This is a genomic window from Allobosea sp. 01N443, assembly GCF_056399325.1.
Genome location: NZ_JBFTRC010000014.1, coordinates 17,456 through 40,599, shown reverse-complemented (window position 1 = coordinate 40,599; position 23,144 = coordinate 17,456). Strand labels below are relative to the sequence as shown.

Genomic DNA, 23,144 nt, shown 5'->3' with positions numbered 1-23,144 from the left:
ATGGATATCCTGAGCCAGCTGATCGGCGGATTTGCCGTCGCGCTGCAGCCGATGAACCTGTTCTGGGCGCTGATCGGTTGCGCGCTCGGTACCGCCGTCGGCGTGCTTCCCGGGATCGGGCCGGCGCTGACCATCGCGCTGTTGATGCCGGTCACGGCGCAGGTCGCTCCCGCCTCGGCCTTCATCATGTTCGCCGGCATCCTCTACGGCGCCCTCTATGGTGGTTCGACGACCTCGATCCTGCTCAACACGCCCGGCGAGAGTGGGGCGGTGATGACTGCGCTCGAAGGCAACCGCATGGCTCGCAATGGGCGCGGCGCAGCTGCGCTCGCGACGGCGGCGATCGGCTCCTTCGTCGCGGGTACGATCGGCACGCTGGCCTTGACCTTTCTTGCGCCGGCAATCGCGGAACTCGCCTTCGTCTTCGGGCCGGAGGACTATTTCGCCCTGATGGTCTTGTCCTTCACCTCGGTGGCCGTGGTGATGGGCCGGTCGATGGTGCGTGGCTTCACCGCTCTATTCTTCGGCCTGGCGCTGGGCACGATCGGCATCGACACCCAGACCGGGCAGACACGCATGGTCTTCGGAACGCTCGAACTGCTCGATGGCGTCTCCTTCACCGTCGTGCTCGTGTCGCTTTTTGCGATCGGCGAGGCGCTCTATGTGGCTAGCCGCAGCGGCTCCGTGCCGGAGGCGATCAACCCGCTATCGGGCGGGAGCTGGATGACCCGGCAGGACTGGGCACGTTCCTGGAAACCGTGGCTGCGGGGCAGCGTCATCGGCTTTCCGATCGGCGCATTGCCGGCAGGCGGCACGGAGATCCCGACCTTCCTGTCCTATGCACTGGAGCGCCGCCTGAGCAAGCATCCGAAGGAGTTCGGACATGGTGCGATCGAGGGTGTCGCCGGCCCGGAAGCCGCCAATAATGCGGCCGCAGCCGGCATTCTCGTGCCGTTGCTGACGCTCGGCCTGCCTTCGACGGCGACGGCCGCGGTGCTGCTCGCCGCCTTCCAGAACTACGGGCTGCAGCCCGGACCGATGCTGTTTGCGACCAATCCCGATCTGCTCTGGGGCCTGATTGCGTCTCTCTATATCGGCAATCTGATCCTGCTCGTGCTCAACCTGCCGCTGGTCGGCATCTGGGTGCGCCTACTGCTGATCCCACGGCACTATATCTATGGCGGCATCGTCGTCTTCGCGCTGGTCGGCGTCTGGGGGCTGTCGACCTCCTGGATGGACCTGCTGCTGATGTGCGGCCTCGGACTCATCGGTTATGTGGCGCGGGTCTATGATTTCCCGATCGCGCCCGTGCTGATCGGTCTGATCCTCGGGCCGCAGGCCGAAATCCAGCTGCGGCGTGCGCTTGCGGTCAGCCAAGGTGACTGGGGCGTGCTGGTCAGCACGCCAATCGCCACGACGCTGCTCTCCATCGCGCTTCTCGTGCTGGTCGTACCGCCGATCCTGGTCCGGCTTCGGTCGCGGCCGAAGACCGAGCCCGCGATTTCCACCGGCTGAGCGCTAGTCGCTGGCTCCGGCGCGGCGCTTTGCCGGCCGGATCGCCTCGGCCGCGGACAGCGCCGCCTGCAGGGCAGTCCTGGCGGCGCGGATGTGTCGCCGCATCAGGATCTCGGCCAGCTCGCCGTCGCGATGGCTGATAGCTTCGGTGATGCGCACATGTTCGCGCCAGGCCTCGCGCCCACGCCCCCGAACGGTCGAATGCAGACGCCGGCACAGGCGCAGCCGCGGATAGAACTGCTCGCACAGCAATTCGGCGAGGATCGGATTGCCGCTGCCGTTGGCTATGCGCCGATGGAAATCCGCCTCGGGCTCGTCCTGCAGATAGGCGCCGAGCGGATTGCGCTCGATCTCGTCGCGATGGCCGGCCACGAGTTCTTCGAGTGCCCTGATCTCCGCATCGCTCATATTCTCGGCGGCGAGGCGGGCGGCCATACCCTCGGTGGCCTCGCGCACATCGAGCAGCGCGAGGAACTCCGCGGCGCTGGGCTCGGCGACGCGCACGCCTTGATTGGCGACATAGGTGACGAGCCCGCGCTCCTGGAGGCGGCGGATCGCTTCGCGCACAGGCGCCCGGCTGGCGCCGTAGCGCCGCGCGATGACGGGTTCGCTCAGCTTCTCGCCGGGCGCAAGTTCACCGGCGACGATGGCCTGTGAAAGCGCATCGTAAAGCCGGACGGTCAGGCCCGTCGTAATGACGCTGTCCTGGCTGTCGCTGTCTGACATGGTCGCTGGCGCTTTCCCGGAATCGGAACGATGGCAGCATAGCGCAAGGGGCCGGGATTTTCCTTGATGATCCGGCTCTTGACCACGCGCCTTCCGCGCATGGATTAGCCGAGGACCCGCCTGATCTTGGCGAGCGAGGTGGCTTCGTCCTCATGATAGTCGATCATGGTCTTGAACCGGCCTTGCGTGTCCATCAGGTAGACTGACGCGGTGTGGTCCATGGTGTAGCTGCTCTCGGTCGGGATGCGCTTGGCATAGGCCTTGTAAGCGCCGATCGCGGCATCGACCTGCTCGCGACTGCCGGAGAGGCCGACGATCCGGGGATCGAAGGACTGCAGGTAGAGCGCCATCTGCTCCGGTGTGTCGCGTTCCGGATCGACCGTGATGAACAGGATCTGCAGCTTGTCCGCGTCGGGGCCGAGCCTGGAAAGCCAGTTGGTCATATCGAGCAGCGTCGTCGGGCAGACCTCCGGGCAGTGGGTGAAGCCGAAGAACACCGCCACGGGCTTGCCGCGGAAATCGGCGTCGGTGACGGCCCTTCCCTTATGGTCGACCAGCGTGAACGAGCCGCCGACCTGAGCGATGTCCTGGGCGGTCGTCGTTTCCGCCGATGGGCGCCCGGGACCGTCGACCTGCCACCAGCCGAGCAGGATCGCAGCGCTAACGAAGGTAATAACGGCGACCAGGAGCCAGGCGCCATAGCGAATGAATTTGAGGGCTTGCATGCTTGATGTCGGGCTCGTCGGTGTTCGCCAAGCTATTGTTTGGCAAGTTATCGTTTGGCGAGAGAGGCCGTGGTCTCGACCTGGGCGGCATCATCGCCACCGTTGAACGGATCGGCCAGCGCTGCTTCCGGCCGGCTGATCTCGATCTTGCCGGCGACCATGGTCTGCATCCGTTCCGGCCCGAGTTTCTGCAGGAGGCTGCGAAAGCTCCTGTGCATGCCGCCATCGAGATAGGCGTAGCTCATCGCTGGGACGCCATGGCCGACCAGTTCGGCAAAGCGCTGCTCGTCGCGGGCCTGGCGCTGCGCCACGACCGCGGCGATGGTCGGCTCGACCTCATAGGCAGGGCAGGGTGCATCGGGGCTGAAGGGCCCAGATCCCGCACCGGGATTGAAGACATAGCGGCGGCCACAGGCGGCGAGCGCCGGCGGCTGCCGTGTCGCCTCGAAATGGTCGGAGCCTTCCTTGAGATTGCGCCAGAAGGCGATGTTCGGGTTGCTGCGATGGCGGGCCATGTTCTGCGGCGTCATGCGGAAGGGCAGTGCCTGGACCTGGAAGCTGCGCTGTCCGCCTGCAAAGGCCTCGCGCGCCAGGCCGTAGATTTCCGTGACGCCCTCATCCGTCATCGCGTAGCAGCCGGCCGAGGTGCAGGCGCCATGCACCATCAGGGCCGAACCGGTATAGCCCTGCGCCTGCTCGAGAGCGTTGGGGTAGCCGAGATTGAAGGACAGGTAGAACTGCGAACGCGGATTCATCAGGTCCGCGGTGACGGTGTAGAATCCTTCCGGAGCCTGCCGGTCGCCCTCGCGCTTCTTGGGGCCGAGCTGCCCTGACCAGCGGCACATCGGATAGGTCTTGAGCAGAGCGTATTGCCCGCTGCGATCCCTCTTCCAGACTTCGAGTTCGCTTTCCTGCTTGAAGAGGCGCACCAGGATCGGGTCGGCCTGCGTCATGCCCTTGCCCGACATCTCGGCCACGAGACGGGCCGGCAGGGGCTGGAGATGGCGCGTGTCGCCTTCGCCGCTGACACAGCCGCTCAGCGCAACGGCACCGAGCGCCAATGCGAGGGCGAGAGCGAGGAGCGGGCGAGGTTGACGTGCGGACATGCGGGGAAGCGTGGATGATCAAGGCTGACAGGAGGTGAAGAAGCGAGGTTAACGCTTTCCTACAGGCTGACCCCGGAGCAGGATCAAGCCCCGATCACGCTTACGTGCGCGGCTTCGGCGCCGGCTGAGCGCTCGGAAGGGCGGCGAGCAGCATCAGTCCGACCCCTGCCGAAATGGCGATATCGGGAACGGGGCGATCTCGATCGGGCGTGGCGGCACCATGACGACATCGAGGATCAGCCATTTCGTGACCTGATCCAGAGCGAAGGCCAGCGCTGCCCAAAGCAGGGCTCGTCCGAGATGACGACGCATCACGGCTGTCCGACCGTCACGACGCGAATTCGCTTGAATGAGACCATCTCTGCCTCCGGCTGGTTACTTCAGAGGCAAGGCTTGTAGGACCTGGAGTGGCTGCAGGTTCAAGCGGATAATGTCGAGCTGCCTGCTATCTCGCGATTAGGACATTCATGCAGGGCCTGCATCGGTTCGGCCCATTCGAGAAGAAGCGAGCTCGGCTCAGGGTACAGCCTGAACCAGGCTCGGAAGAACTCCCGATGCTTTAGGCGCCGAAACGGCGCMTAAAGCATCGCCCGAAAAGTGGATTGCGGTTTTCGGGAGAGCAGATGTAATCACAGATGGTTAGATCATCGGACCGGATACGATATCCGGTCCGATGATCTAACTGCTCTCCGCCCCCTCGACGAGGGGCGCCTTGCCGCGCTCGCGCCACATCCGCCAGGCCGGAGCCAGCAGGATGGCGGCGCTCAGCAGGGCGAGCGTCACGGCGATCGGGGTCGAGAGCAGCGCCGTCGTCTTGCCGCCGGAGATGGTCAAGGCGAGCCGGAGCTGGCTCTCGATCATCGGGCCGAGCAGCAGGCCGAGCACGATCGGGGCGCTCGGATAGTCCAGCCGCTCCAGCACGTAGCCGATCAGCCCGACGCCGAGCAGCACCCAGAGGTCGAACAGCGAGTTGTTGACCGAATAGACGCCGACGGTGACGAAGAGCAAGATCACCGGCGCGAGCACGATGCGCGGCAGCCGCAGCACCTGGCCGAAGATCCGCGTTGCAGCCAGGCCGCCGACGATGGCGAGCAGGAACGACGTCACCAGGAATTGCAGCATAAAGCCGTAGACGATGTCCGGATGCTCGCGGAAGAGCTGCGGGCCGGGCCTGAGGCCGTGCACGAGCAGGCCGCCGAGGATGACGGCGGCGACGCCGGAGCCCGGAATGCCGAGCGCCAGCGCCGGGATCAGCGAGGCGGCGTTGTCGGCACCATTGCCGCATTCGGAGGCTGCGACGCCTTCCGGATTGCCATGGCCAAAGGTTTCCGGATTGCGGGCGACACGCTTGGCCTCGTTATAGGCGAGGAAGGACGACATGCTGCCGCCCGCGCCCGGCAAGATGCCGATGATGATGCCGATGATCGAGCTGCGGATCCAGACCGGCGTGAAGAAGCGCCATTGGCTGAGGGCCGAACCCTGGCGGTGCAGCTTGAGCTTGTCGCCGCTCATGCCGGTCTTCACCGCCTCCTCGATGATCTGCAGCACGGGCGGAACGGCAAATAGCCCGGTGAGCAGCACGATGGCGCTGAAGCCGTCGAGCAGGTCGAGCTGGCCGAAGGTGAAACGTTCGGTGCCGTTCGAGATATCCTGGCCGACGGCGCCGATCAGCAGGCCGATGCCGCAGGCGATCAGYCCCTTTGGCAGATCGTCGCCGAGCAGCGACGAGACTGTCGCAAGACCAAGAATGCCGAGCCAGAAATACTCGATCGGCCCGAACATGAGGCTGAAGGAAACCAGCGGCGGCGAGAGCAGGATGAGCGAGATCGAGGACAGGACGCTGCCGATGACGCCGGACAGGAGCGCCACCTGAAGCGCGTAGGCTGCCTGACCCTTCTGGGTCATCTTGTAGCCGTCCAGTACGGTCGCAACCGAAGCCGGGGTGCCCGGCACCCGCATCAGGATGGCCGGAATGGCGCCGCCATAGGAACCGCCATTGTACATACCGGCCATCATGCCGAGTGCAAACATCGGATCGAGCCCGAAGGTGAGCGGGATCAGCACGGCAAGGCCGGTCACCACGGTCAGGCCCGGCAGGCAGCCGACGATCAGACCGGCGATCAGGCCGATGAACATCGCAAGGATGTTCATCGGGGCGAAGACAAGCGGAAGGGCGTGGAGGAGCGCGTCGATCATCTCAGCCGTCCCAGAAATGGGGAAAGGACATCCGGCGGGATCGGACGTTCAAGCGCATAGACGAAGATCGCCAGGATCGAGACCACGCAGACCACGGCGACGATGGCCGAGAGGCGCCAGCGCTGGAAACCGACGGCGGCTGGCAGCAGCACGCAGAGCGCGAGGCTCGGCAGGATGAAGCCGATGAGGCTGACCGCCGCGAAATAGGCGACAAGCGCCGCGATACCGACGGCGAGGCGAGGGGCGTGCTCGGCGAAACTGCCTTGCATCGGATTGCCCCGCTGCCGCCGGAGGAGTTCGCGCAGGGCGATCCAGCAGCCGATCACGGCCATGCCGATGCCGATCGCAACCGGATAGGCCGCGCTCTCGGCAGGATAGGTCGAGGCCGTGGCGATCACCGTGACGGAGGTCGCCACCAGAATGGTGGCGAATCCGATTTCTGCGAGGCTTCGCGACCGGCCCTGCGGGGCAGATGCCTCGGGCGTCACTTCCATGGGGTTGCCTTCCAGGTGGCCTCGAGATCGGTCGAGGCGYGGTCGAGGAAAGCTTTGAAGTCTGACGAGGCGAGATATTGCAGCGGAATCTCGGCCTTCTTGGCGGCATCGAGATATTCGGGGTCCTTCAGCGCCTGGTCGATCGCCTTTTCCAGCTTGGCGATGACATCGGCCGGGATGCCCTTCGGGGCCGCGATGCCGCGCGAGGCGCCGACGACGACGTCATAGCCGCCTTCGCGGAAAGTCGGTGCATCAGGCAAATACGACGAGCGCTCGGCGCTCATCACGCCGATGACCTTGATGGTGCCTTCGCGCGCGATCTGCAGGGCCTCGCTGAGATTCATCGTCGCGGCCGGGACATGGCCGCCGAGCACGGCCTGGCGCACCGGTGCCGTGCCGCCGAAGAAGGCGGGGGTGAATTTGGTATCGGCGAGGCGCTGGAAGTTCAGGAGCGCGATATGCTCCGAGGAGCCGCTGGCGCCTGAGGTGCCGATGACGACGGCGCCCGAGGCCTTCTTGGCTGCGTCGACCAGGTCCTTCAATGAGGAATAGGGGCTGTTCTTCGGAACGACCAGGACACCGGGATCGTAGACGAGATTGGCGACGGGCTGGAAGTCGCTCATCTTGAACTTCGACTTGCCCTCGACCACCAGCGCGTTGATCGCCGGCGCGTTGATGAAGCCGATCGTGTAGCCATCCGCCTTGCCCTGGGCGACCGAAGTCCAGCCGATCTCACCGCCGGCACCGGGCTTGTTGACGACGCCGATACGGGCGCCCGGACCGAGATATTTCTCCATGTAGCGGGCGATCGAGCGGGCGGCGACGTCTGTCCCGCCGCCTGGCGCGAAGGCAACGATCATCTCGATCGGTTTGTCCGGATAGTCGGCACGGGCCGGAGCGCCCGCTGCGGTGAAGAGGAGCGCGGTTCCTAGTGCGGCAACGATCGACAACGACTTCATGGTCGACTCCTTCAAGGGGCTGGGGCAGGCGTTGGAGAGGTGGTCAGCAATGCGCGTTCGACGAACCCGAGCCTGTCCTGGCCCCAGAACAGTTCCCCGTTCACGGCGTAGGTGGGAGTGCCGAAGATGCCGAGACGCTCGGCTTCAGCGAGATTGTCGTTCCAGGCCGCGATAATCGTCGGCTGCTGGGGATTGGCGACGAGCGGTACCGCGACTTCGCCAAGCGTTTCGCGGGCGATCGCCTTCAGCGTATCGAGATCGGCAATATCCTGGTCTTCCGCCCAGAGCGCGCGCTGGATGGCAAAGGAGAAGCTGCGCGCATCGAGGCCGGCGCGGTCGATGGTGATCACGGCCTGTGCCGCCAGTTCGATCGTCCGGCACGGGTAAAAGCGCGGCTTCAGGTTGAGTTTCATGCCGAGATGGCGGCGCCAGCGGTCGAGTTCGACCGCATGATAGGCCTGACGTGGATCGGGGCGGGTCCTGAGCGGAATGCCACCATTCGCTTCGATGATCCGGATCGGCCGTAGCCGGAGACGCGCGCCTGTGCGTTCGACGATGTCGTAGAGCCTGGGCGCGCCGAAATAGGCCCAGGGCGAGGAGATGCCGTAGAAGGCCTCGACCAGCGGGCGCTCACCTGCCGGCATGGCTGGCCTCCAGCTCGGTGTCCGCATCCTGCCATTCGTCGCCGAGCAGTTCGGGCGTGTCGTAGGCCATCAAGGCCCGGTAATGCGTCTCGCGATCGGCGACGAAGAGTGCGCGGGCGATGCCGCGGGCCAGCCGCTCGGCGCCGTCGCTGACCGCCGGAATGTCGCCCGAGAGCTTTCCGTGGCTCAGCATCGCGGGATAGTTGAAGCAGTGTATGCGCGAGAGGGCCGGGCAGGTGCCCGGCACTTTCTCCTGAAATTCGAAGGCGGGGCCGAGATCGGGCGCGTGCAGCAACTCGGCGCTGTCGCTCCCTGGCGGCGGCGTATAGCGATCCTTCCAGAAGCGGATGAAGGGCGCGACCGCTGAGAGTTCCGGCCGCTGCGCGGGATCGACCGAGAAGCCGGTCGCGAAGATCAGGAAGTCGAGATGATGCACGCCCTTCGACGTGGTCAGCACGATATGGCCATCCTGCTCCGCGAGATCGAGCAGCGGGCTGCCGAGATGGAAGCGGGAATTGGCATGGCGCGAGACCCGCAAGGTGCTGTCGCGCGGCGGCGGGGTCTGCGCCTTCAGCGCGTAGTCGAGGAAGCGCCATTTCCAGTCGTCCGGCAGCCCCGCGAAGCCATGCACCACGCCCTGGCTGCCGATGCCGGTGAACTTGTTGATCCGCGGCAGATCCTTGCGACGCACGATAAGATCGAGACTGGCAACGCCATGCTCCAGCGCGGTCGCCGCATTGTCCATGGCCGAGGCGCCGGCGCCGATCACGCCGACCCGCAGGCCTTTCAATGCCGCAAAGTCGATATCGTCCGCGCTATGGGCCCAGAATTTGCGGTCGATGCCATGTGCGATCGGTGGCACCCAGGGGCCGCCCAGCCCATCGCGTCCGGTGGCAAGCACCAGATGCCGCGTGAAGATGGTGCGTGTTCCCTCAGCATCCGAGATGTCGAGGGCCAGGATGTCGTCGGCCAGCGGCGTCACCGCGTCGAGCGAGGTCGCGTTCGCGATCGGGAGGCTCAGCACGCGCCGGTACCAGACGAGGTAGTCCATCCACAGGCCGCGCGGGATCTTGCCGAGGGCGTCCCACGTCGTGCGGCCGAACTGCGCCTCATACCAGGCGCGGAAGGTCAGTGCGGGCAGGCCGAGTGCGGGGCCGGTGAGCTGCTTGGGCGAACGCAGCGTTTCCATACGTGCATAGGTCACCCAGGGGCCTTCCTGGCCGGCGGGGGCGCGGTCGATAACGGTCACGTTGGAGAGGCCGAGCCCCTTGAGCGCGGCCGAGGCTGCCAAGCCGCACATGCCGGCTCCGATCACGACGACGTCGCGAACACGCTGGCCGTTGAACGCGCGCTGCGGCACCCAGTCCTTCGCCGGCCATTCCAGCCATTCAAGGTCCTGACGGAGGCGTTGCTCCAATGCGGGGAGGCCCATCGGGGCCGGCAATGCGGCATTCATGCCGTTCTTCCGATTGCTCTGGCTGCGACTGGGGCCGGGCCGAAGATATCGGCCAGGAGTCGGTCACGTGCCGTGGGAGGGTGTTTGACGAAGCCGGGCAGCGTCTCGCGGGCGAGGGCCTCCAGCGCGCCGACGAGACCTTCGACGAGGGGCGTCAACGGACGGCCATAGGGCGTGACCACGCCCCAGAAGAAGGAGATGGGCACGTCGAGCTTGCGGATCGCGACGCCCTCGAGCGGCATGCCATAGGCGATCACCGGTTCGAGGATCGCGATGCCGAGGCCGGCGCGCGCGGCCATCAGCGCCGTGTTGGAGGTATTGGCATCGAGGACCGAGGCCGGCCTGACGCCAACCTGCTCGAGGGCGACGTCGACACGTCTGCGCCAGCGGAATGGGTTGGCCATCGTGATCAGGCGCCGCCCCTCGATCGAGGCGAGCGGAATCGTGCCGGACGCGGCAAGAGGGTCGTCGGCGCGGATAGCGGCCACGCAAGGTGCTTCGCCGATCCAGTGGATTTCGAGGGCGGGGTGATCGACCGGCAGGCTGGTCACGCCGATCTCGGCGACATGGGTCGCGACCGACTGGACGACCTGCTCGGCCAGCGCCGCACGAATATGGACCTGTTCCGGCAAGGCATCCTGGCCGAGCCGCGCCAGGGCTGCGGGCAGCATGCCGGCGGCGAAGGAGGCGATCGCCGCGATCTCGAGCGAGCGCGGCTTGTCGGCGGCGATGGCCTCCGCACGCTCGCGCAGCTGCCGAAGCCAGGTGATGACGGGCTCGACTTCCTGGTGAAAGCGCAGTCCGCGCTCGGTGGGGGTGACGCGCGGGCCGCTGCGGTGAAGCACGCTGAAACCCAGCGTCTCCTCGAGCTCCTGGATCAGCCGGGTCAGGGCTGGCTGCGAGCGGCCGAGCAGCCGCGCCGCGCCGGTGATGCTCCCGGCGGATATGACGGCGGCGAACGCTTCAAGCTGGCGCAGATCCATTGGATGGTACCATTCCCATTTTGAATGCTAACTATGTCATGATGCGCGTCAAGCATGAAAGCGTGCATGAGAATGCGATCCCCAGCTTGAGTGAGCCGTAGGCTCCGTCCGGTGGATCTTCAGAAATGGATGCCGTCGAAGACCCGTTCCTGGGCATTGCGGATATGGGCCTGCATCGCCTCGCGCGCCCTGACGCCGTCGCCGTCGCGGATGGCCTCGAAGACGGCCGCATGCTCGCGCTGAACCATGGCGAGATGCTCGGCCGATTGCAGAACGGAGAAGCTGCGGGCGAGGTCGATGACGAAATCGACCTGAGACCTCACAGCGGCCAGAGCGGCCTCGAAATAGGGGTTCTGGGTTGCCCGTGCGATCGCTGCGTGAAAATCGCTGTCCTGCTGGACGCCGATCCGGCCCGTCTTGATCGCGAGGTGGATCGCGTCGAGTTCCTTCTGGATCGCGGCGATATCGGCCTCGCTGCGATGCAGCGCGGCCGCATAGGCAACCTCGCCTTCGAGTGCGATCCGGAACTGATAGACGCGTCTGACATTCGAGATCGTGCGAATGCCTTCGTCCTTGCTCAGGGGAGCGCGGGGCGGCGGCGCAGTCAGCTGCGGTTGCACTGCCGCGATGAAGCTGCCGGCGCCTTGCCGGGAATGGATCAGGCCGTCATCGCGCAGGCGCCGCAATGCCTCGCGCACCGTCGGCCGCGAGACGCCAAACTCCTGGCTCAGTTCGTTCTCCGAGGGCAGCTTTCCATCGGCGAAGACTTCGCCGCGCCGGAGGCGCTCAAGCATGTCCGCATAGAGTACGTCGCTCAGTTTCGGGCGGTGAGACACGGGCGCCTTCTGTTCCAGGTCATCACGAACTTGGCAAGTTCACTTGTAAACAGATTTACATACTTTGCTGCACCTGCAAAGCGACCTGGCTCTACGACTATCGAATCGCGCTATTTTTGAGCGTGCAGGGGCGCATAATCACGCAAGGCGTGCGTTGACAGACAAGTTTTCAACTCGCTACTTGTAAAGGGACCGGCGACCTTCGAGGCCCGGTGCGGGGAGATCGTTTCATGACCACGACGCGTCGTGCCATCCTCCAGGCCGGGCTTGCCCTGCCGTTCATGTCGATGCCGGGGCGCGCGCAGCGTGCGAGCGGTATCCTGCGCTACGGGCTTTCCGCCTTTCCGCCCAATCTTCAGCCCTGGGTCAGCACCGGGGCGTCGGCCGGCACGGTGAAGATGCTCACGCATCGCAGCCTCGTGTCCTATGACAGCAAGGGCGAGTTGCGAGGCGAGTTGGCCGAGTCCTGGTCGCGCGACAGCGATGGCGCCTGGGTCTTCAAGCTGCGGCAGGGCTGCGTCTTTCATAATGGCGAACCGGTCACGGCCGAGGACGTGAAGTGGTCGATCGAGCAGATCGCCGGCGAGAAGTCGACCGCCTATATGCGCACCCAGTTTCAGGGGATCGAGCGCATCGAGATTCCCGACCCGAAGACCATCCGGCTTGTCACCACGCTGCCGCAGGCGACGTTGCCGAGCTGGTTCGGCAACTACAACACTTTCGTGATCTGGCGGAAATCGGCGCCGAACGAGCCGGTCGGAGCAGGCCCCTTCAAACTGGCCGGACAGGAGCGCGGGACCTCGCTCGATCTCGTCGCCTTCGACAAGTTCTACAAGCCGGGTTTTCCGAAGGTGAAGGGCATCAAGTTCGTCGTCTATGCCGACGAGAACCTGCGCTTCGCCGCGCTGCAGTCCGGCGATGTCGACATGATCGAGTATGTGCCGTGGCAGTCGATGTCCGCGGTCGAGGCCGACTCCAGGCTGAAGCTCGATTCGGTCGAGGGGCCGTTCATGGACATCCTCTTCAACGGCACCAAGCCGCCCTTCAACGATCCCCGCGTGCGCCGGGCCATCGCCCATGCCGTGAAGCGCGACGATATCGTCAAGGCCGCCTTCTTCGGGCGCGGCAAGCCGCTCGAGGGCCTGCCGATCGTCGAAGGCACGCCCTGGTATGACAAGGAACTGGCGCATGGCTGGAATTATGATCCGGCCCGGGCCAAGGCGCTGCTCGCCGAGGCCGGGTTCGCCAACGGCTTCCAGTCGACGCTGCTCGCCACCTCGCAGTTCGGCATGCACAAGGATACGGCCGAGGTGGTGCAGCAGCATCTGGCCGCCGTCGGCATCCAGTGCGAGCTGCAGCTGCCGGATTGGTCGACCCGGGTGAGCCGCGGCACGCGCGGCCAGTACGACATGGCGATCCACGGCGTCTCGTCGGACAACAACGACCCTGATGGCCTTACCGTGGTCCTCGACACTTCGTTGTCGCCGACCCATGGCCGCTCTTTCAAGGTCGATGCTCCGCGCACGATTGCGGCACTCGCCAAGGGGCGTTCCGAGTTCGATCAGGCCAAGCGGGTCGAGATCTACAAGGAGATGCAGCGCGCGGCGCTCGAGGAGGTACCCCTGGTCGGCCTCGCCTGGCGCTCGCAAGGCTATGGCATGGACAAGAGCGTGATGGGCTTCACCAACCTGCCCGGCGCGCTCACCACCTCATCGGGCGCGACGCTCGAAGAGACCTATTTCGGATGAGCGTGACCTGGTTCGCGCGCCGCCTTGCGGTTTCGCTCGGCCTCGCCTGGGTCGTTGCAACGATCGTCTTTCTCGCCCTGCACATGGTGCCGGGCGACCCCGCCGAATTGCTGCTTTCGACGGGAGGGATCTCACCCGATCCAGCGGCTGTCGCGGAGTTGCGTGAAAAGCTTGGGCTCGAGCGGCCGCTGCTTGCGCAGTATGGCGCGTTCCTCGCCGGCCTCATGCAAGGCAATCTCGGGCATTCCCTGGTCGATGATTATCCGGTGCTGAGCGAGATCGCGCTGCGCCTGCCGCGCACGCTGGAGCTCATTCTTGCCGGCACCTTGATCGGTATCGCGGTCGGCGTGCCCTCCGGCGTCTATGCGGCCCTTCATCGGGGCGGGCGCTTCGATCGCATCGCTTCTGGCGTCACAGCGCTCCTGCTGGCCGTGCCGGTTTTCGTGGTGGGCACATTGCTCGTGCTGCTGATGGCGCAGACCCTGCGGCTGATGCCGGCCGGCGGGTTCGTGCCCTTCACACAGGACCCGGTCCAGCATCTCAAACTGCTTACGCTTCCGGCCATCGCAGTCGGCAAGGGGCTGGCCGCCATCCTGTTCCGGATGACGCGCGCCTCGATGCTGGATGCACTCGCCAATGACTATGTCCGCACCGCTCGCGCAAAGGGCCTCTCGCAGGCGCGCATCCTGGTCGTCCATGTGCTGCGCAATGCGCTCAACCCGGTGCTGACCGTACTCGGCCTGCAAATGGGAACCCTGCTGGGCGGCACCGTGCTCGTCGAATACGTCTTCAACTGGCCGGGCCTGTCGACGCCGCTGCTGCGGGCCGTCGAGGCGCGCGACTATCCGATGGTGGTCGGTATCATTCTTACCATCTCGGTTCTGTTCCTGTTGATCAACCTTGTGGTCGAGATTCTTCACGCGATCGTTGATCCGAGGGTGCAGGCGGGATGAAACGGCTCTGGCTTCCCGGCGCCTTTGTCGCGCTGATTATCTTCATCGCTCTCGCCGCTCCGTTTCTCGGCCTGCCGGATCCGGTCAGGCAGGACATTGCCCGGCGGCTCGCTGCGCCGAGCGCAGGCTCCTGGCTCGGCCGTGACGAATTCGGCCGCGATGTGCTGTCGCGCTTAATCTGGGGCGCGCGCACAAGTCTGGGCGTCGCCTTCGTCGCTGCCTTGGTTGCGGGAACAGTCGGCACCGCGATCGGCCTGATCGGGGGCTGGGGCAAGGGGCTTGGCGCGTTCCTGACGGTGCGCAGCGTCGAGATCATCATGTGCTTTCCGCCGGTGCTGCTCGCCCGGCTCCGCACCGTGCTTCCCAATATTGCCGGCCCGCTCCTGGTGCAGCTGTCCCTGACAGTGGCGGCCGCTGTCGTCATCGAAAGCGGCCTGTCGTTTCTCGGACTTGGCGTCGTTCCGCCGGCGCCCTCCTGGGGACTGATGATCAGGGGCGCGCGCGCTACGATGGAGCAGGCGCCGCTGCTGCTGCTCTGGCCCTGCGCGGCGCTGACGCTGACCATCCTCGCCATCAACCTGCTCTGCGATGCCCTGCGCGACGCGGTCGATCCCCGAACCGCCGACCGCTGAGAGGCAGAGCCTTCCCATGACGATCCTCACCGCGAACTCCCTCGCATATCCAGGATGAAGCCAATGGCCACCAAGACTACTCCCCTCGTTCACATGGGCACGATCACCGGCGGAGAGGCACGGGAGATCCTCGAAGAGAACCCCGTCATCCTGCTGCCGATGGGCAGCCATGAGGATCAGGGCCCGCACGCACCGATGGGCGACTATCTTCTCGCCGAGAAGATCGCCGAGCTCGCGGCCATCCGCGCCTCGGAGCGCGGCGTGCGCACGCTGGTTGCTCCCGTCCTGCCCTTCGGCGGCGCCGACTGGTTCGGTCCGATGGTCGGTGGCATTGCCATTTCGCAATCGACCTTGACGGCGGTGATCGCCGAGATGGTGGATTCACTGCATCGCAATGGCCTGACGCGCATCATCGTGATCAACGGCCATGGCGGCAATGTCGGCCCGATCTCCGACGTGGCGCGCGAGCTTTACCAGCGCGAGCAGATCGTCCTGCCGAGCCTTTATCTCTGGCGCATCGCCTACGGGCTGCTGCCGGGCATTCTCGGCGCGGAGAAGGCGGCTGCGGTCGCTGGACATGGTGCCGATCCGCTGACCAGCCTCGGGCTGCACCTGTTCCCGGAGCTGATGCGCAAGGACCTGATCCCGGCTGGCCAGCCGCTGAAGCGCGATCCCGTGCTCGACCTGCAGTTCACCGGGCTTGGCACGGCGAGCTTCGAGGGCGCCGAGGTGGCGATGCCCAATGAGTATGACGAGGTCTACAATCTTGGCGTCGCCAAGGGGGATCCGAAGCTGTGCTCGGCTGAAACGGGGGCTGCGCTCTCCGAGAAGCTCACCGAGATCTGCGCCCGTTTCGTGGCCCATTTCGCCAGCAAGGTCGACGGCTGAGCCTGCCCCGCTGATATCCCTACGGCGGCGCATGGGTCTCCAGCGCCGCCGCGCCATGACAAGCCGGTGGGCGCTGGCTACGACATTGCGGCTGCCTCGCATGCGGCCATGACAAGAGGGGAAGCTTCCATGCCGACACGTCGTCTTGTTCTTCAGACCGGGCTTGCGACCATCGCCGCTCCGGCTCTCGTCAGGGCCCAGGGGCTCAGCGGCTCGATCACGCTGATGTCCTATTCCGGGATCTTCCAGGACAACTACGTGAAGGCGGTGGTCGAGCCGTTCCAGCAGGCCTTTCCCGGCGTGAAGGTGAACTATGTGCCGGGCGGCACCTCGGCCCAGATGGTCGGCAGCGTCCGAGCCCAGAAGGCTGATCCGCAGGTCGATTTGGCAATCATGGATGTCACCACCTCCAGCATCGGCAATATCGAGGGACTGTTCGAGAAGCTGACGCCCTCCGAAGTTCCGTCGCTGAACGAACTCCATCCGGAGGCCCGCGCGGCCGGAGGCGATTACGGCCCGGCCGTGACCTTCGACCATCTCGTGCTCGTCTATGACACGCAGAATCTGAAGCCGCCGATCGAGAAGCTCGCCGATCTCTGGCGGCCGGACCTCAAGGGGCAGGTCGCGCTTGCGGCGCCGCCGAACATCCAGGGGCTCGCGCTCACCGCAATGGTCGAGAAGATGGAGGGCGGCGACTACCGCAAGTCGATCGATGCGGCGATCAAGAAGCTGCGCGCTCTCGCCCCTTCGGTGAATACGTTCGAGCCCAATCCCGATGGCTATTCGCTGATCCTGAACGGAGTGGTGAAAGTCGCGACCGGCTGGAACGCCCGTGCGCAGCTCTATGGCGACCAGACCGGCGGCAAGATCGCCGCGTTGCTGCCGCCTGAAGGATCGGTCTTCCAGATCAACACCATCAACCTCACTGCCGGCTCGAAGAACAGGGCCGCCGCGGTTGCCTTCGTCAATTTTGCGCTGGCGCAAGCTGCGCAGAAGGCTTTCACCGAGCGGATGTTCTATGCGCCGACAAACGCCAAGGCAGCGATCGACGCCAAGGCGCTGGCGCGCACCGCTGCCGCCCCGGAAAGCCGGGGCCGGATGATCGGCGTCGACTGGAACGAGGTTCTGAAGATGCGCGACCAGTGGAACAATCGCTGGCGGCGCGAAGTCATCGCTGCGGCAGGTCGCTGAGCCGGGATCGCAGCCTGCCATGAGCTATCTCGAACTCGCCGGCCTGCAGAAGCGCTACCGCGATTCCGTCGCCGTCGATGACGTCGCGCTTTCGGTCGAGAAGGGCGAGGCCGTCGCTCTCCTCGGCCCCTCCGGCTGCGGCAAAACCACGACGCTGCGCATGCTTGCCGGCCTGATCGATCCCGACGCGGGCTCGATCCGCCTCGACGGTGCCGAGATCACGCGCCAGCCGGCTCATAAGCGCAACATGGGCTATGTCTTCCAGTCCTATGCGCTGTTTCCGCATCTGAGCGTTGCCCGCAATGTGGGCTTCGGTCTCGAGGAAAGGCGCGTGCCGCGCCCTGAGACGTCGCGGCGCGTCGAAGAGGCGCTCGGCATGGTGCGCCTTGCCGGCCTCGAGGGCAGGCGCCCCCGCGAATTGTCAGGCGGTCAACAGCAGCGCGTGGCGCTGGCGCGGGCGCTCGTCATTCGCCCGTCCGTGCTGCTGCTCGACGAATCCCTGTCCAATCTCGACGCCAAGCTGCGTGACGCGATGCGCCACGAGATTCGCGACATCCAGCGTTCGCTCGGCATCACCACGCTCTTCGTCACGCACGATCAGGTCGAGGCGCTGACGATGTGCGATCGGATCGCGGTGATGAAGCGCGGGCGGATCGAACAGATCGGCACGCCGGAGGATATCTACGAGCGGCCCGCGACCCGCTTCGTCGCCGACTTCGTCGGGCGCGCCAATGTGCTGCCGGCCTTGCGAAATGAGGCGGGCGCCATCAGCGTCTGGGGAGTGACCTTGCCGGCCACCGCTCCGGCCGGCGGCGAGATCGACGTCTTCGTGCGGCCGCAGCGCATCCGGCTCGCCTCAACCGGTGAACCGTCCGGCGAGGGCATGGTTCGGCTGACCGGCCGGGTTCTGCGCAGCGTCTTCGTCGGAGATCATGTCGAGGTCATCGTCGAGGGGGCAGGGGGGCAGCTCAGCGTCGAGATGCAATCCGGCACGAAGCCGCCAGCGGCCGGGACCGAGGTCGCCGTGCTCTGGCAGGCCGGAGACACGCTGCTCTTCCCGCGCGAGGCAACATGACCGCCGGCTCGCGCCTGCCTTGGCTGGTCGTCCCGGCGGCGCTCCTTCTTCTCGCCGTCTATGTCTGGCCGACCCTTGGCCTGTTTCGCACCGCCTTCAACGAGGTCGGGCCGACGGGGGCGATGATCGAGGCCTGGTCGCTCAAGACGACCAGCGAAGTCCTCGCTGATTCCTTCACGATCGAGCTGACGCTCAACTCGCTCTGGCTCTCTCTGAGCGCGACACTGATCGCGCTGTGCATGGCCTATCCGGTCTCGCTGTTCCTGTTCCGGACGCAGTCGCGCTTTCGTGGCCTGCTGGCCGTGATCGCGATCATGCCGATGCTGGTCTCCGGCGTGGTGCGTGTTTTCGGCTGGCTCGCCATCCTGGGCGATCGTGGGCTCGTCAATTCCCTTGCTCAGTGGCTTGGGCTGATCTCGACGCCGATGCGCCTCGTCTTCAACTGGACGGGCGTCACCATCGGCCTCGCCGAGAGCATCATGCCCTACATGATCCTCGCGCTGCTCGCCGGTTTCGGCCGGCTTGACCGCACGCTGGAGGAGGCGGCGCGCAGCCTGGGCTGCACGCCGCTGCGCACGTTCCTGCGGGTGACCTTGCCGCTGAGCCTGCCGGCGCTCGCGCTCGCGGCGGGCCTGGGCTTCGTGCTCTCGATGTCGGCCTATATCACGCCAAAACTGCTCGGCGGCGGTCGGGTCTTCGTGCTGGCGACGGAGATCTTCGAGCAAGCGACGACGAACACCAATTGGCCGGTCGCCGCCGTACTGGCGATCTATACGCTCGTGCTGCTGCTGGCGCTGCTGGTGCTCTCCAATGTCGCGGCGCGGAGGCTGCAACGATGAATGGCGCCGGACCCGTCCTCTCGACGCTCGCAGGTATCGTCTACGCCCTGATCCTGGCGCCCATCGTTGTCGTCGTGGCACTCGCCTTCTCGGCGGACAATTTCATCCTGTTCCCTCCGTCCGGCTATTCGCTGCGCTGGTTCCAGCAACTCGCCGGCAACACACCGCTGCTGAATGCCGTCGTCCTCAGCGCTCAGATCGCCTGCGTGGTCACGGCGCTGTCGCTGCTGCTTGGCGTGCCGGCGGCGCTGGCGCTCGACAAGGGGCGGTTTCGCGGCCAGGAGGCGCTGAAGAACTTCTTTCTCGCACCGTTGCTGCTGCCCACCTTGATTGTCGGCCTCGCGCTTCTGCTGTTCTTCACCCCGCTCAGGCTGACTGCGACCTTGCCCGGGCTTGTGCTCGGCCACATGACCGTGACCCTGCCTTTCGTGATCCGGATGATGACGACGGCGTTCTCGACGCTGCCGGATGATATCGAAGCGGCTGCCGCGACGCTGGGCGCGAAGCCCTGGCGGGTGATCTGGCGCGTGACGCTGCCGCTTGCCACGCCCGGCCTGATTGCCTGCGGTGCCCTGTCCTTCCTGCTGTCCTTCGACGAGACCGTGATCTCGCTCTTCCTCTCCGGTCCGCGCGCTTCGACGCTGCCGGTCGAGATGGTGCGCTATGTCGAAGGACGCACCGATCCGCTCGTCGCGGCCCTGTCGGTGATCCTGATCGTCGCGACCCTCATCATCGTCGTTCTGGTCGAACGTCTCGTCGGCGTCGCGCGCGCCGTCGGCCAATAGGAGAGAACCATGCCCGACTACCGCATCGAACCCATGCCGCAGCAGATCTCGCCGGCCCTTGCCGAGAAGCTCAGCCGCGTCGAAACCGCCACCATCGGCCATTCCCAGCACTGGGGATTCATGGACCGCGGCATCCAGCCCTTGCTGCGCAACAAGCGTATCGCCGGCGCAGCCGTGACGCTTGCCATTCCCGGGCAGGATTCGACGCTGCTGCACCACGCGCTCGGGCTTCTGCGCCCCGGCGACATCCTCGTGGTCGATCGACTCGGCGATGACAAGCATGCCTGCTGGGGCGGCGGCGTCACCGTGGCGGCCAAGGCGGCCGGCGCGATGGGCGGCATCGTCGATGGCCCCTGCACGGATCTGACCGAGATCGAAGACAGCGATTTCCCGATGTGGTGCCGCGGCATGTCGCCGATCACGACCCGGCTCTACAATCTCGGCGGCACGCTGAACCTGCCGATCTCCTGCGGCAATGTCGCGGTAAGGGCCGGGGACATCATCCTCGCGGACGAGTCCGGCGTGCTGGTGCTGCCGGCAGGAGAGGCCGAGGCGATTGCCGACGCGGCGCTGGCCCGGCAGGAGCGTGGCGAGCGCACTCAGGCGCGCGTCAAGGCCGGCGAGAAGCTTGGCGACATCTCCGGCGCCACCAAGATGGTGCTCGAGGCGCTGAAGCAGAACGGCTGAGGACAGACACGATGAACGCCCAGCTGCGCGGCCCGCGCGTCGCCAATTTCACCTGCGAGAAGCTGTCGGCCACCGGCTCGCGCGGCATGGTCGTCACCAATCATCCGCTCGCCTCGGCCGCGGGATCGCACATGCTGCTCGCGGGCGGCAATGCCATCGATGCGGCCATCGCCTCGCTGTTCGCGCTCACCGTCGTCGAACCGATGATGGTCGGCGTGCTCGGCGGCGGCGTTGCCCATATCCGGCTGGCTGACGGTCGTCATCTCGTGCTTGACGGTTTGTCGACCGCGCCGGGCAAGGCCAGTGCCGACATGTATGAGGCGCTGTCGCACGAGGTCGGCAAGGCGCGAGATACGCGTGACCGCGAGAACCTCGTCGGCCCCAAGGCCGTCGCGGTTCCCGGTGCGCTCGTCGGCTGGTGCGAGGCATTGGCGCGCTTCGGCACGCTGCCGCTCGCCGATGTGCTCCAACCTGCGATCCGGCTGGCCGAACGCGGGTTCGTGGTCAGCCCCTATCTCTCCGATTGCATCGCGGATTGCGCGCCGGATCTMGCACGCGATCCGGGCCTTGCAAAACTGTTCCTGCCCGGCGGAAAGGCGCTGCCGGCGGGGGAGCGGCTGGTTCAGGGCGATTATGCCGCGAGCCTGCGGCTGATCGCCGAAACCGGCCCCTCGGCGCTCTATGATGGCCCGCTCGGCGCGGCGCTAACCTCCTTCATGGCGGCCAATGGCGGGCTGATCGACCAGGCCGACCTCGCCGCCTTCAAGGTAATCGAGCGCGAGCCGGTTCGGGGTCGCTATCGCGGCTTCGAGATCCTCGGTCCGCCGCCGCCATCCTCGTCCGGCGTCCATATCGTGCAGATGCTGAACATCCTCGAGGGCTACGATATCGGTGCGCTCGGCTTCGGCTCGAGCGATGCCGTGCATCTCGTTGCCGAGGCCCTGAAGATCGCCTTCGCCGACCGGGCGGTGGCGACTGCGGACCCGGCCTTCGTCAAGGTGCCGATCGAGCGTCTGACGGCCAAGTCCTACGCCGATGAGYGCCGCGCCGATATCGACATGGCCCATACCAAGGCCTGGGCGGCCGGTCTCAGCGCCGGGGAATCCGCGAACACCACTCATGTCACCGTAGCGGATGCGGCTGGCAATGTGGTTGCGACCACCCAGACGATCAACGGCCTGTTCGGCGCCTGCACCCAGATCCCCGGCACCGGGATGCTGACCAACAACTATATGTATAATTTCGATCCACATCCCGGCCGCGCGCTCTCGATCGCGCCAGGCAAGCGGGTCTTCACTTCGATGGCGCCGATGATGGTCCTGCGCGATGGCAAGCTTGCCTTCGCGCTCGGCCTGCCCGGCGGCCTGCGCATCTTCCCCTCGGCACTGCAGGCGATCGTCAACCTGATCGACCACGGCATGAGCCTGCAGGAGGCCGTCGAGGCGCCGCGTGTCTGGACGGAGGGTGGAGCCCTCGAACTCGAGAGCGCGATCCCGGATTCGGTCGCCAGCGAACTGACTGCGCRCGGCCATCAGATCGCACGCGTGCAGCGTGTCGCCGGCGGCATGAATGCCATCGGCTTCAATTCCGACGGAACGCTCACCGGCGCCGCCTGCTGGCGCGCCGATGGCACGCCCGTCGCGATCTCCGGCGGGCTGGCGCGCGCCGGCGTCCGCTTCACCATTGCCTGATTTCGTTCAAGCCAATCGGACCATCATCATGTCAGAAACCATCGTCGTCCTCGATCCCATGGCGCCTGAACGCGCCGACAAGCTCAGGGCGCTCCTGCCGCCGGGTTTCGTCCTCACGCATGGCACGGCGCGCGGCGACGACCACATGAAGGAAATCATCGCGGAGGCCGAATACGCGATCGCGGGACAGGTCGGCGTCAATGCCGAGGTGCTGAAGGCGGCGAAGAAGCTCAAGCTGCTCCACAAATGGGGCGTCGGGGTCGATAATCTCGACACCCAGACCGCCAAGCAGCTTGGCATCAAGGTTGCCCGCACCACGGGCAGCAATGCCGTGCCGGTCGCCGAGTTCACGCTCGGGCTGATGCTTTCGGCCCTGCGTCATATTTCCTTCGGCCATGCCGAGTTGAAGAAGGGGGACTGGCGTGGCGGGCGCTTGCCGGGCGACACCTTCACCCTGTCCGGCAAGACGGTTGGCATCGTCGGCTTTGGCGCCATCGGCCAGAATGTCGCGAAGCTGCTGAAGGGCTTTGGCTGTACGATCCTGTATTCGAAGCGCCAGCCGCTCTCCGCCGCAGAGGAAGTCGAGCTTGGCGCGAAGCACGCTTCGCTGGCAGAACTGCTGGCGAAGTCCGACGTCGTCTCGCTGCATTGCCCCCTGACGCCGGAGACGGCGAACATGATCGACAAGTCTGCCTTCGCTGCGATGAAGAAGACGGCGGTGCTTATCAACGTGGCGCGCGGCGGCGTCGTCGCCGAGAACGACCTGATCGAGGCCTTGCGCGCGAAGGAGATTGCCGGCGCCGCGATGGACGTCTTCGAGATCGAGCCGCTGCCGGCTGACAGCCCCCTGCTCGGGCTCGACAATCTGGTGGTGACGCCGCATCTGGCGGCGATCGCATCCGACAATTTCGCCCCGACGGTGAAGCGGATGTTCGACAACATCGCCCGTGTCTCGCGCGGCGAGCCCGTGCCCGAGCGCGACAGCGTCGTCTGAGCCCGCGCGGGGCTGGAACAG

General features: G+C 65.9%; 23 protein-coding genes. 12 read left to right on the top strand and 11 right to left on the bottom strand.

The features are described 5' to 3' along the window. Window positions 1-1,515 (top strand): tripartite tricarboxylate transporter permease, encoded by a 1,515-nt coding sequence (locus tag AC1DRP_RS06465; protein WP_476768122.1) that lies wholly within the window; start codon window positions 1-3, stop codon window positions 1,513-1,515. 3 nt (window positions 1,516-1,518) lie between these two features. Here AC1DRP_RS06465 and AC1DRP_RS06460 read toward each other — a convergent pair whose 3' ends face one another. The 11 genes from AC1DRP_RS06460 to AC1DRP_RS06410 form a co-directional block, all read right to left on the bottom strand. Then, window positions 1,519-2,241: a GntR family transcriptional regulator gene (locus AC1DRP_RS06460; protein ID WP_441505870.1), complete on the bottom strand. Its 723-nt coding sequence runs from the start codon at window positions 2,239-2,241 to the stop codon at window positions 1,519-1,521. A gap of 104 nt (window positions 2,242-2,345) precedes the next feature. Then, window positions 2,346-2,966, bottom strand: a complete 621-nt coding sequence (locus AC1DRP_RS06455; RefSeq protein WP_476768121.1) for an SCO family protein — start codon at window positions 2,964-2,966, stop codon at window positions 2,346-2,348. A gap of 47 nt (window positions 2,967-3,013) precedes the next feature. After that, window positions 3,014-4,072 (bottom strand): L,D-transpeptidase family protein, encoded by a 1,059-nt coding sequence (locus AC1DRP_RS06450; protein WP_476768120.1) that lies wholly within the window; start codon window positions 4,070-4,072, stop codon window positions 3,014-3,016. Between the two features lie 153 nt (window positions 4,073-4,225). Then, complete coding sequence (locus AC1DRP_RS06445; RefSeq protein WP_476768119.1) at window positions 4,226-4,384, bottom strand: hypothetical protein; 159 nt, start codon at window positions 4,382-4,384, stop codon at window positions 4,226-4,228. A 366-nt stretch (window positions 4,385-4,750) separates the two neighbouring features. Further along, window positions 4,751-6,268 carry a tripartite tricarboxylate transporter permease gene (locus AC1DRP_RS06440; protein WP_476768118.1) on the bottom strand — a complete coding sequence of 506 codons (1,518 nt, stop codon included), beginning with the start codon at window positions 6,266-6,268 and terminating at the stop codon, window positions 4,751-4,753. Continuing rightward, window positions 6,265-6,762: a tripartite tricarboxylate transporter TctB family protein gene (locus AC1DRP_RS06435; protein ID WP_441505865.1), complete on the bottom strand. Its 498-nt coding sequence runs from the start codon at window positions 6,760-6,762 to the stop codon at window positions 6,265-6,267. Before AC1DRP_RS06435 ends, AC1DRP_RS06440 begins: the two co-directional genes overlap by 4 nt. Next, window positions 6,753-7,721, bottom strand: a complete 969-nt coding sequence (locus AC1DRP_RS06430) for a tripartite tricarboxylate transporter substrate binding protein (RefSeq protein WP_476768117.1) — start codon at window positions 7,719-7,721, stop codon at window positions 6,753-6,755. The genes AC1DRP_RS06435 and AC1DRP_RS06430 overlap by 10 nt, the downstream gene beginning before the upstream one ends. A gap of 11 nt (window positions 7,722-7,732) precedes the next feature. Beyond that, window positions 7,733-8,365 (bottom strand): 2-hydroxychromene-2-carboxylate isomerase, encoded by a 633-nt coding sequence (locus AC1DRP_RS06425; RefSeq protein ID WP_441489838.1) that lies wholly within the window; start codon window positions 8,363-8,365, stop codon window positions 7,733-7,735. Beyond that, window positions 8,352-9,821, bottom strand: coding sequence for an NAD(P)-binding domain-containing protein (locus AC1DRP_RS06420; protein WP_441505864.1), 1,470 nt, complete (start codon window positions 9,819-9,821; stop codon window positions 8,352-8,354). Before AC1DRP_RS06420 ends, AC1DRP_RS06425 begins: the two co-directional genes overlap by 14 nt. Further along, entirely contained in the window at window positions 9,818-10,804 is a 987-nt protein-coding gene (locus tag AC1DRP_RS06415; RefSeq protein WP_441505863.1) for a LysR family transcriptional regulator, read from the bottom strand. Before AC1DRP_RS06415 ends, AC1DRP_RS06420 begins: the two co-directional genes overlap by 4 nt. Before the next feature lie 119 nt (window positions 10,805-10,923). Beyond that, complete coding sequence (locus AC1DRP_RS06410; RefSeq protein ID WP_441505862.1) at window positions 10,924-11,640, bottom strand: FadR/GntR family transcriptional regulator; 717 nt, start codon at window positions 11,638-11,640, stop codon at window positions 10,924-10,926. A gap of 230 nt (window positions 11,641-11,870) precedes the next feature. Here AC1DRP_RS06410 and AC1DRP_RS06405 point away from each other — a divergent pair, with 230 nt between their 5' ends. The 11 genes from AC1DRP_RS06405 (at window position 11,871) to AC1DRP_RS06355 (ending at window position 23,123) form a co-directional block, all read left to right on the top strand. Further along, window positions 11,871-13,388, top strand: coding sequence for an ABC transporter substrate-binding protein (locus AC1DRP_RS06405; RefSeq protein ID WP_441505861.1), 1,518 nt, complete (start codon window positions 11,871-11,873; stop codon window positions 13,386-13,388). Beyond that, window positions 13,385-14,341: an ABC transporter permease gene (locus AC1DRP_RS06400; RefSeq protein WP_441489843.1), complete on the top strand. Its 957-nt coding sequence runs from the start codon at window positions 13,385-13,387 to the stop codon at window positions 14,339-14,341. Before AC1DRP_RS06405 ends, AC1DRP_RS06400 begins: the two co-directional genes overlap by 4 nt. Then, the gene (locus tag AC1DRP_RS06395) at window positions 14,338-14,973 is read left to right on the top strand and encodes an ABC transporter permease (protein WP_476768116.1); all 636 of its coding nucleotides are present in this window, start codon (window positions 14,338-14,340) and stop codon (window positions 14,971-14,973) included. Before AC1DRP_RS06400 ends, AC1DRP_RS06395 begins: the two co-directional genes overlap by 4 nt. A 63-nt stretch (window positions 14,974-15,036) precedes the next feature. Next, window positions 15,037-15,861, top strand: coding sequence for a creatininase family protein (locus AC1DRP_RS06390; protein WP_113515915.1), 825 nt, complete (start codon window positions 15,037-15,039; stop codon window positions 15,859-15,861). 129 nt (window positions 15,862-15,990) lie between these two features. Further along, on the top strand, window positions 15,991-17,052 hold the full coding sequence (locus AC1DRP_RS06385; protein WP_476768115.1) for an extracellular solute-binding protein: 1,062 nt from the start codon (window positions 15,991-15,993) through the stop codon (window positions 17,050-17,052). A gap of 19 nt (window positions 17,053-17,071) precedes the next feature. Then, a complete protein-coding gene (locus AC1DRP_RS06380; protein ID WP_441505858.1) occupies window positions 17,072-18,127 on the top strand; it encodes an ABC transporter ATP-binding protein in 1,056 nt (351 codons plus the stop codon). Beyond that, window positions 18,124-18,966: an ABC transporter permease gene (locus AC1DRP_RS06375; RefSeq protein WP_441489847.1), complete on the top strand. Its 843-nt coding sequence runs from the start codon at window positions 18,124-18,126 to the stop codon at window positions 18,964-18,966. Before AC1DRP_RS06380 ends, AC1DRP_RS06375 begins: the two co-directional genes overlap by 4 nt. After that, window positions 18,963-19,751 carry an ABC transporter permease gene (locus AC1DRP_RS06370; protein WP_441505857.1) on the top strand — a complete coding sequence of 263 codons (789 nt, stop codon included), beginning with the start codon at window positions 18,963-18,965 and terminating at the stop codon, window positions 19,749-19,751. The genes AC1DRP_RS06375 and AC1DRP_RS06370 overlap by 4 nt, the downstream gene beginning before the upstream one ends. A 9-nt stretch (window positions 19,752-19,760) precedes the next feature. Next, on the top strand, window positions 19,761-20,438 hold the full coding sequence (locus AC1DRP_RS06365) for an RraA family protein (RefSeq protein WP_441505856.1): 678 nt from the start codon (window positions 19,761-19,763) through the stop codon (window positions 20,436-20,438). An 11-nt stretch (window positions 20,439-20,449) separates the two neighbouring features. After that, on the top strand, window positions 20,450-22,129 hold the full coding sequence (ggt, locus tag AC1DRP_RS06360) for a gamma-glutamyltransferase (protein WP_476768114.1): 1,680 nt from the start codon (window positions 20,450-20,452) through the stop codon (window positions 22,127-22,129). Between the two features lie 28 nt (window positions 22,130-22,157). After that, window positions 22,158-23,123: a 2-hydroxyacid dehydrogenase gene (locus AC1DRP_RS06355; RefSeq protein ID WP_441505854.1), complete on the top strand. Its 966-nt coding sequence runs from the start codon at window positions 22,158-22,160 to the stop codon at window positions 23,121-23,123. Window positions 23,124-23,144: the final 21 nt, after the last annotated feature.

Excerpts from the sequence above, each read along its gene's own strand:
- AC1DRP_RS06465 (WP_476768122.1), top strand. The coding sequence starts at position 1 with ATGGATATCCTGAGCCAGCTGATCGGCGGATTTGCCGTCGCGCTGCAG.
- AC1DRP_RS06460 (WP_441505870.1), bottom strand. The coding sequence starts at position 2,241 with ATGTCAGACAGCGACAGCCAGGACAGCGTCATTACGACGGGCCTGACC.
- AC1DRP_RS06455 (WP_476768121.1), bottom strand. The coding sequence starts at position 2,966 with ATGCAAGCCCTCAAATTCATTCGCTATGGCGCCTGGCTCCTGGTCGCC.
- AC1DRP_RS06450 (WP_476768120.1), bottom strand. The coding sequence starts at position 4,072 with ATGTCCGCACGTCAACCTCGCCCGCTCCTCGCTCTCGCCCTCGCATTG.
- AC1DRP_RS06445 (WP_476768119.1), bottom strand. The coding sequence starts at position 4,384 with ATGCGTCGTCATCTCGGACGAGCCCTGCTTTGGGCAGCGCTGGCCTTC.
- AC1DRP_RS06435 (WP_441505865.1), bottom strand. The coding sequence starts at position 6,762 with ATGGAAGTGACGCCCGAGGCATCTGCCCCGCAGGGCCGGTCGCGAAGC.
- AC1DRP_RS06425 (WP_441489838.1), bottom strand. The coding sequence starts at position 8,365 with ATGCCGGCAGGTGAGCGCCCGCTGGTCGAGGCCTTCTACGGCATCTCC.
- AC1DRP_RS06420 (WP_441505864.1), bottom strand. The coding sequence starts at position 9,821 with ATGAATGCCGCATTGCCGGCCCCGATGGGCCTCCCCGCATTGGAGCAA.
- AC1DRP_RS06415 (WP_441505863.1), bottom strand. The coding sequence starts at position 10,804 with ATGGATCTGCGCCAGCTTGAAGCGTTCGCCGCCGTCATATCCGCCGGG.
- AC1DRP_RS06405 (WP_441505861.1), top strand. The coding sequence starts at position 11,871 with ATGACCACGACGCGTCGTGCCATCCTCCAGGCCGGGCTTGCCCTGCCG.
- AC1DRP_RS06400 (WP_441489843.1), top strand. The coding sequence starts at position 13,385 with ATGAGCGTGACCTGGTTCGCGCGCCGCCTTGCGGTTTCGCTCGGCCTC.
- AC1DRP_RS06395 (WP_476768116.1), top strand. The coding sequence starts at position 14,338 with ATGAAACGGCTCTGGCTTCCCGGCGCCTTTGTCGCGCTGATTATCTTC.
- AC1DRP_RS06390 (WP_113515915.1), top strand. The coding sequence starts at position 15,037 with ATGGCCACCAAGACTACTCCCCTCGTTCACATGGGCACGATCACCGGC.
- AC1DRP_RS06385 (WP_476768115.1), top strand. The coding sequence starts at position 15,991 with ATGCCGACACGTCGTCTTGTTCTTCAGACCGGGCTTGCGACCATCGCC.
- AC1DRP_RS06380 (WP_441505858.1), top strand. The coding sequence starts at position 17,072 with ATGAGCTATCTCGAACTCGCCGGCCTGCAGAAGCGCTACCGCGATTCC.
- AC1DRP_RS06375 (WP_441489847.1), top strand. The coding sequence starts at position 18,124 with ATGACCGCCGGCTCGCGCCTGCCTTGGCTGGTCGTCCCGGCGGCGCTC.
- AC1DRP_RS06370 (WP_441505857.1), top strand. The coding sequence starts at position 18,963 with ATGAATGGCGCCGGACCCGTCCTCTCGACGCTCGCAGGTATCGTCTAC.
- AC1DRP_RS06365 (WP_441505856.1), top strand. The coding sequence starts at position 19,761 with ATGCCCGACTACCGCATCGAACCCATGCCGCAGCAGATCTCGCCGGCC.
- AC1DRP_RS06355 (WP_441505854.1), top strand. The coding sequence starts at position 22,158 with ATGTCAGAAACCATCGTCGTCCTCGATCCCATGGCGCCTGAACGCGCC.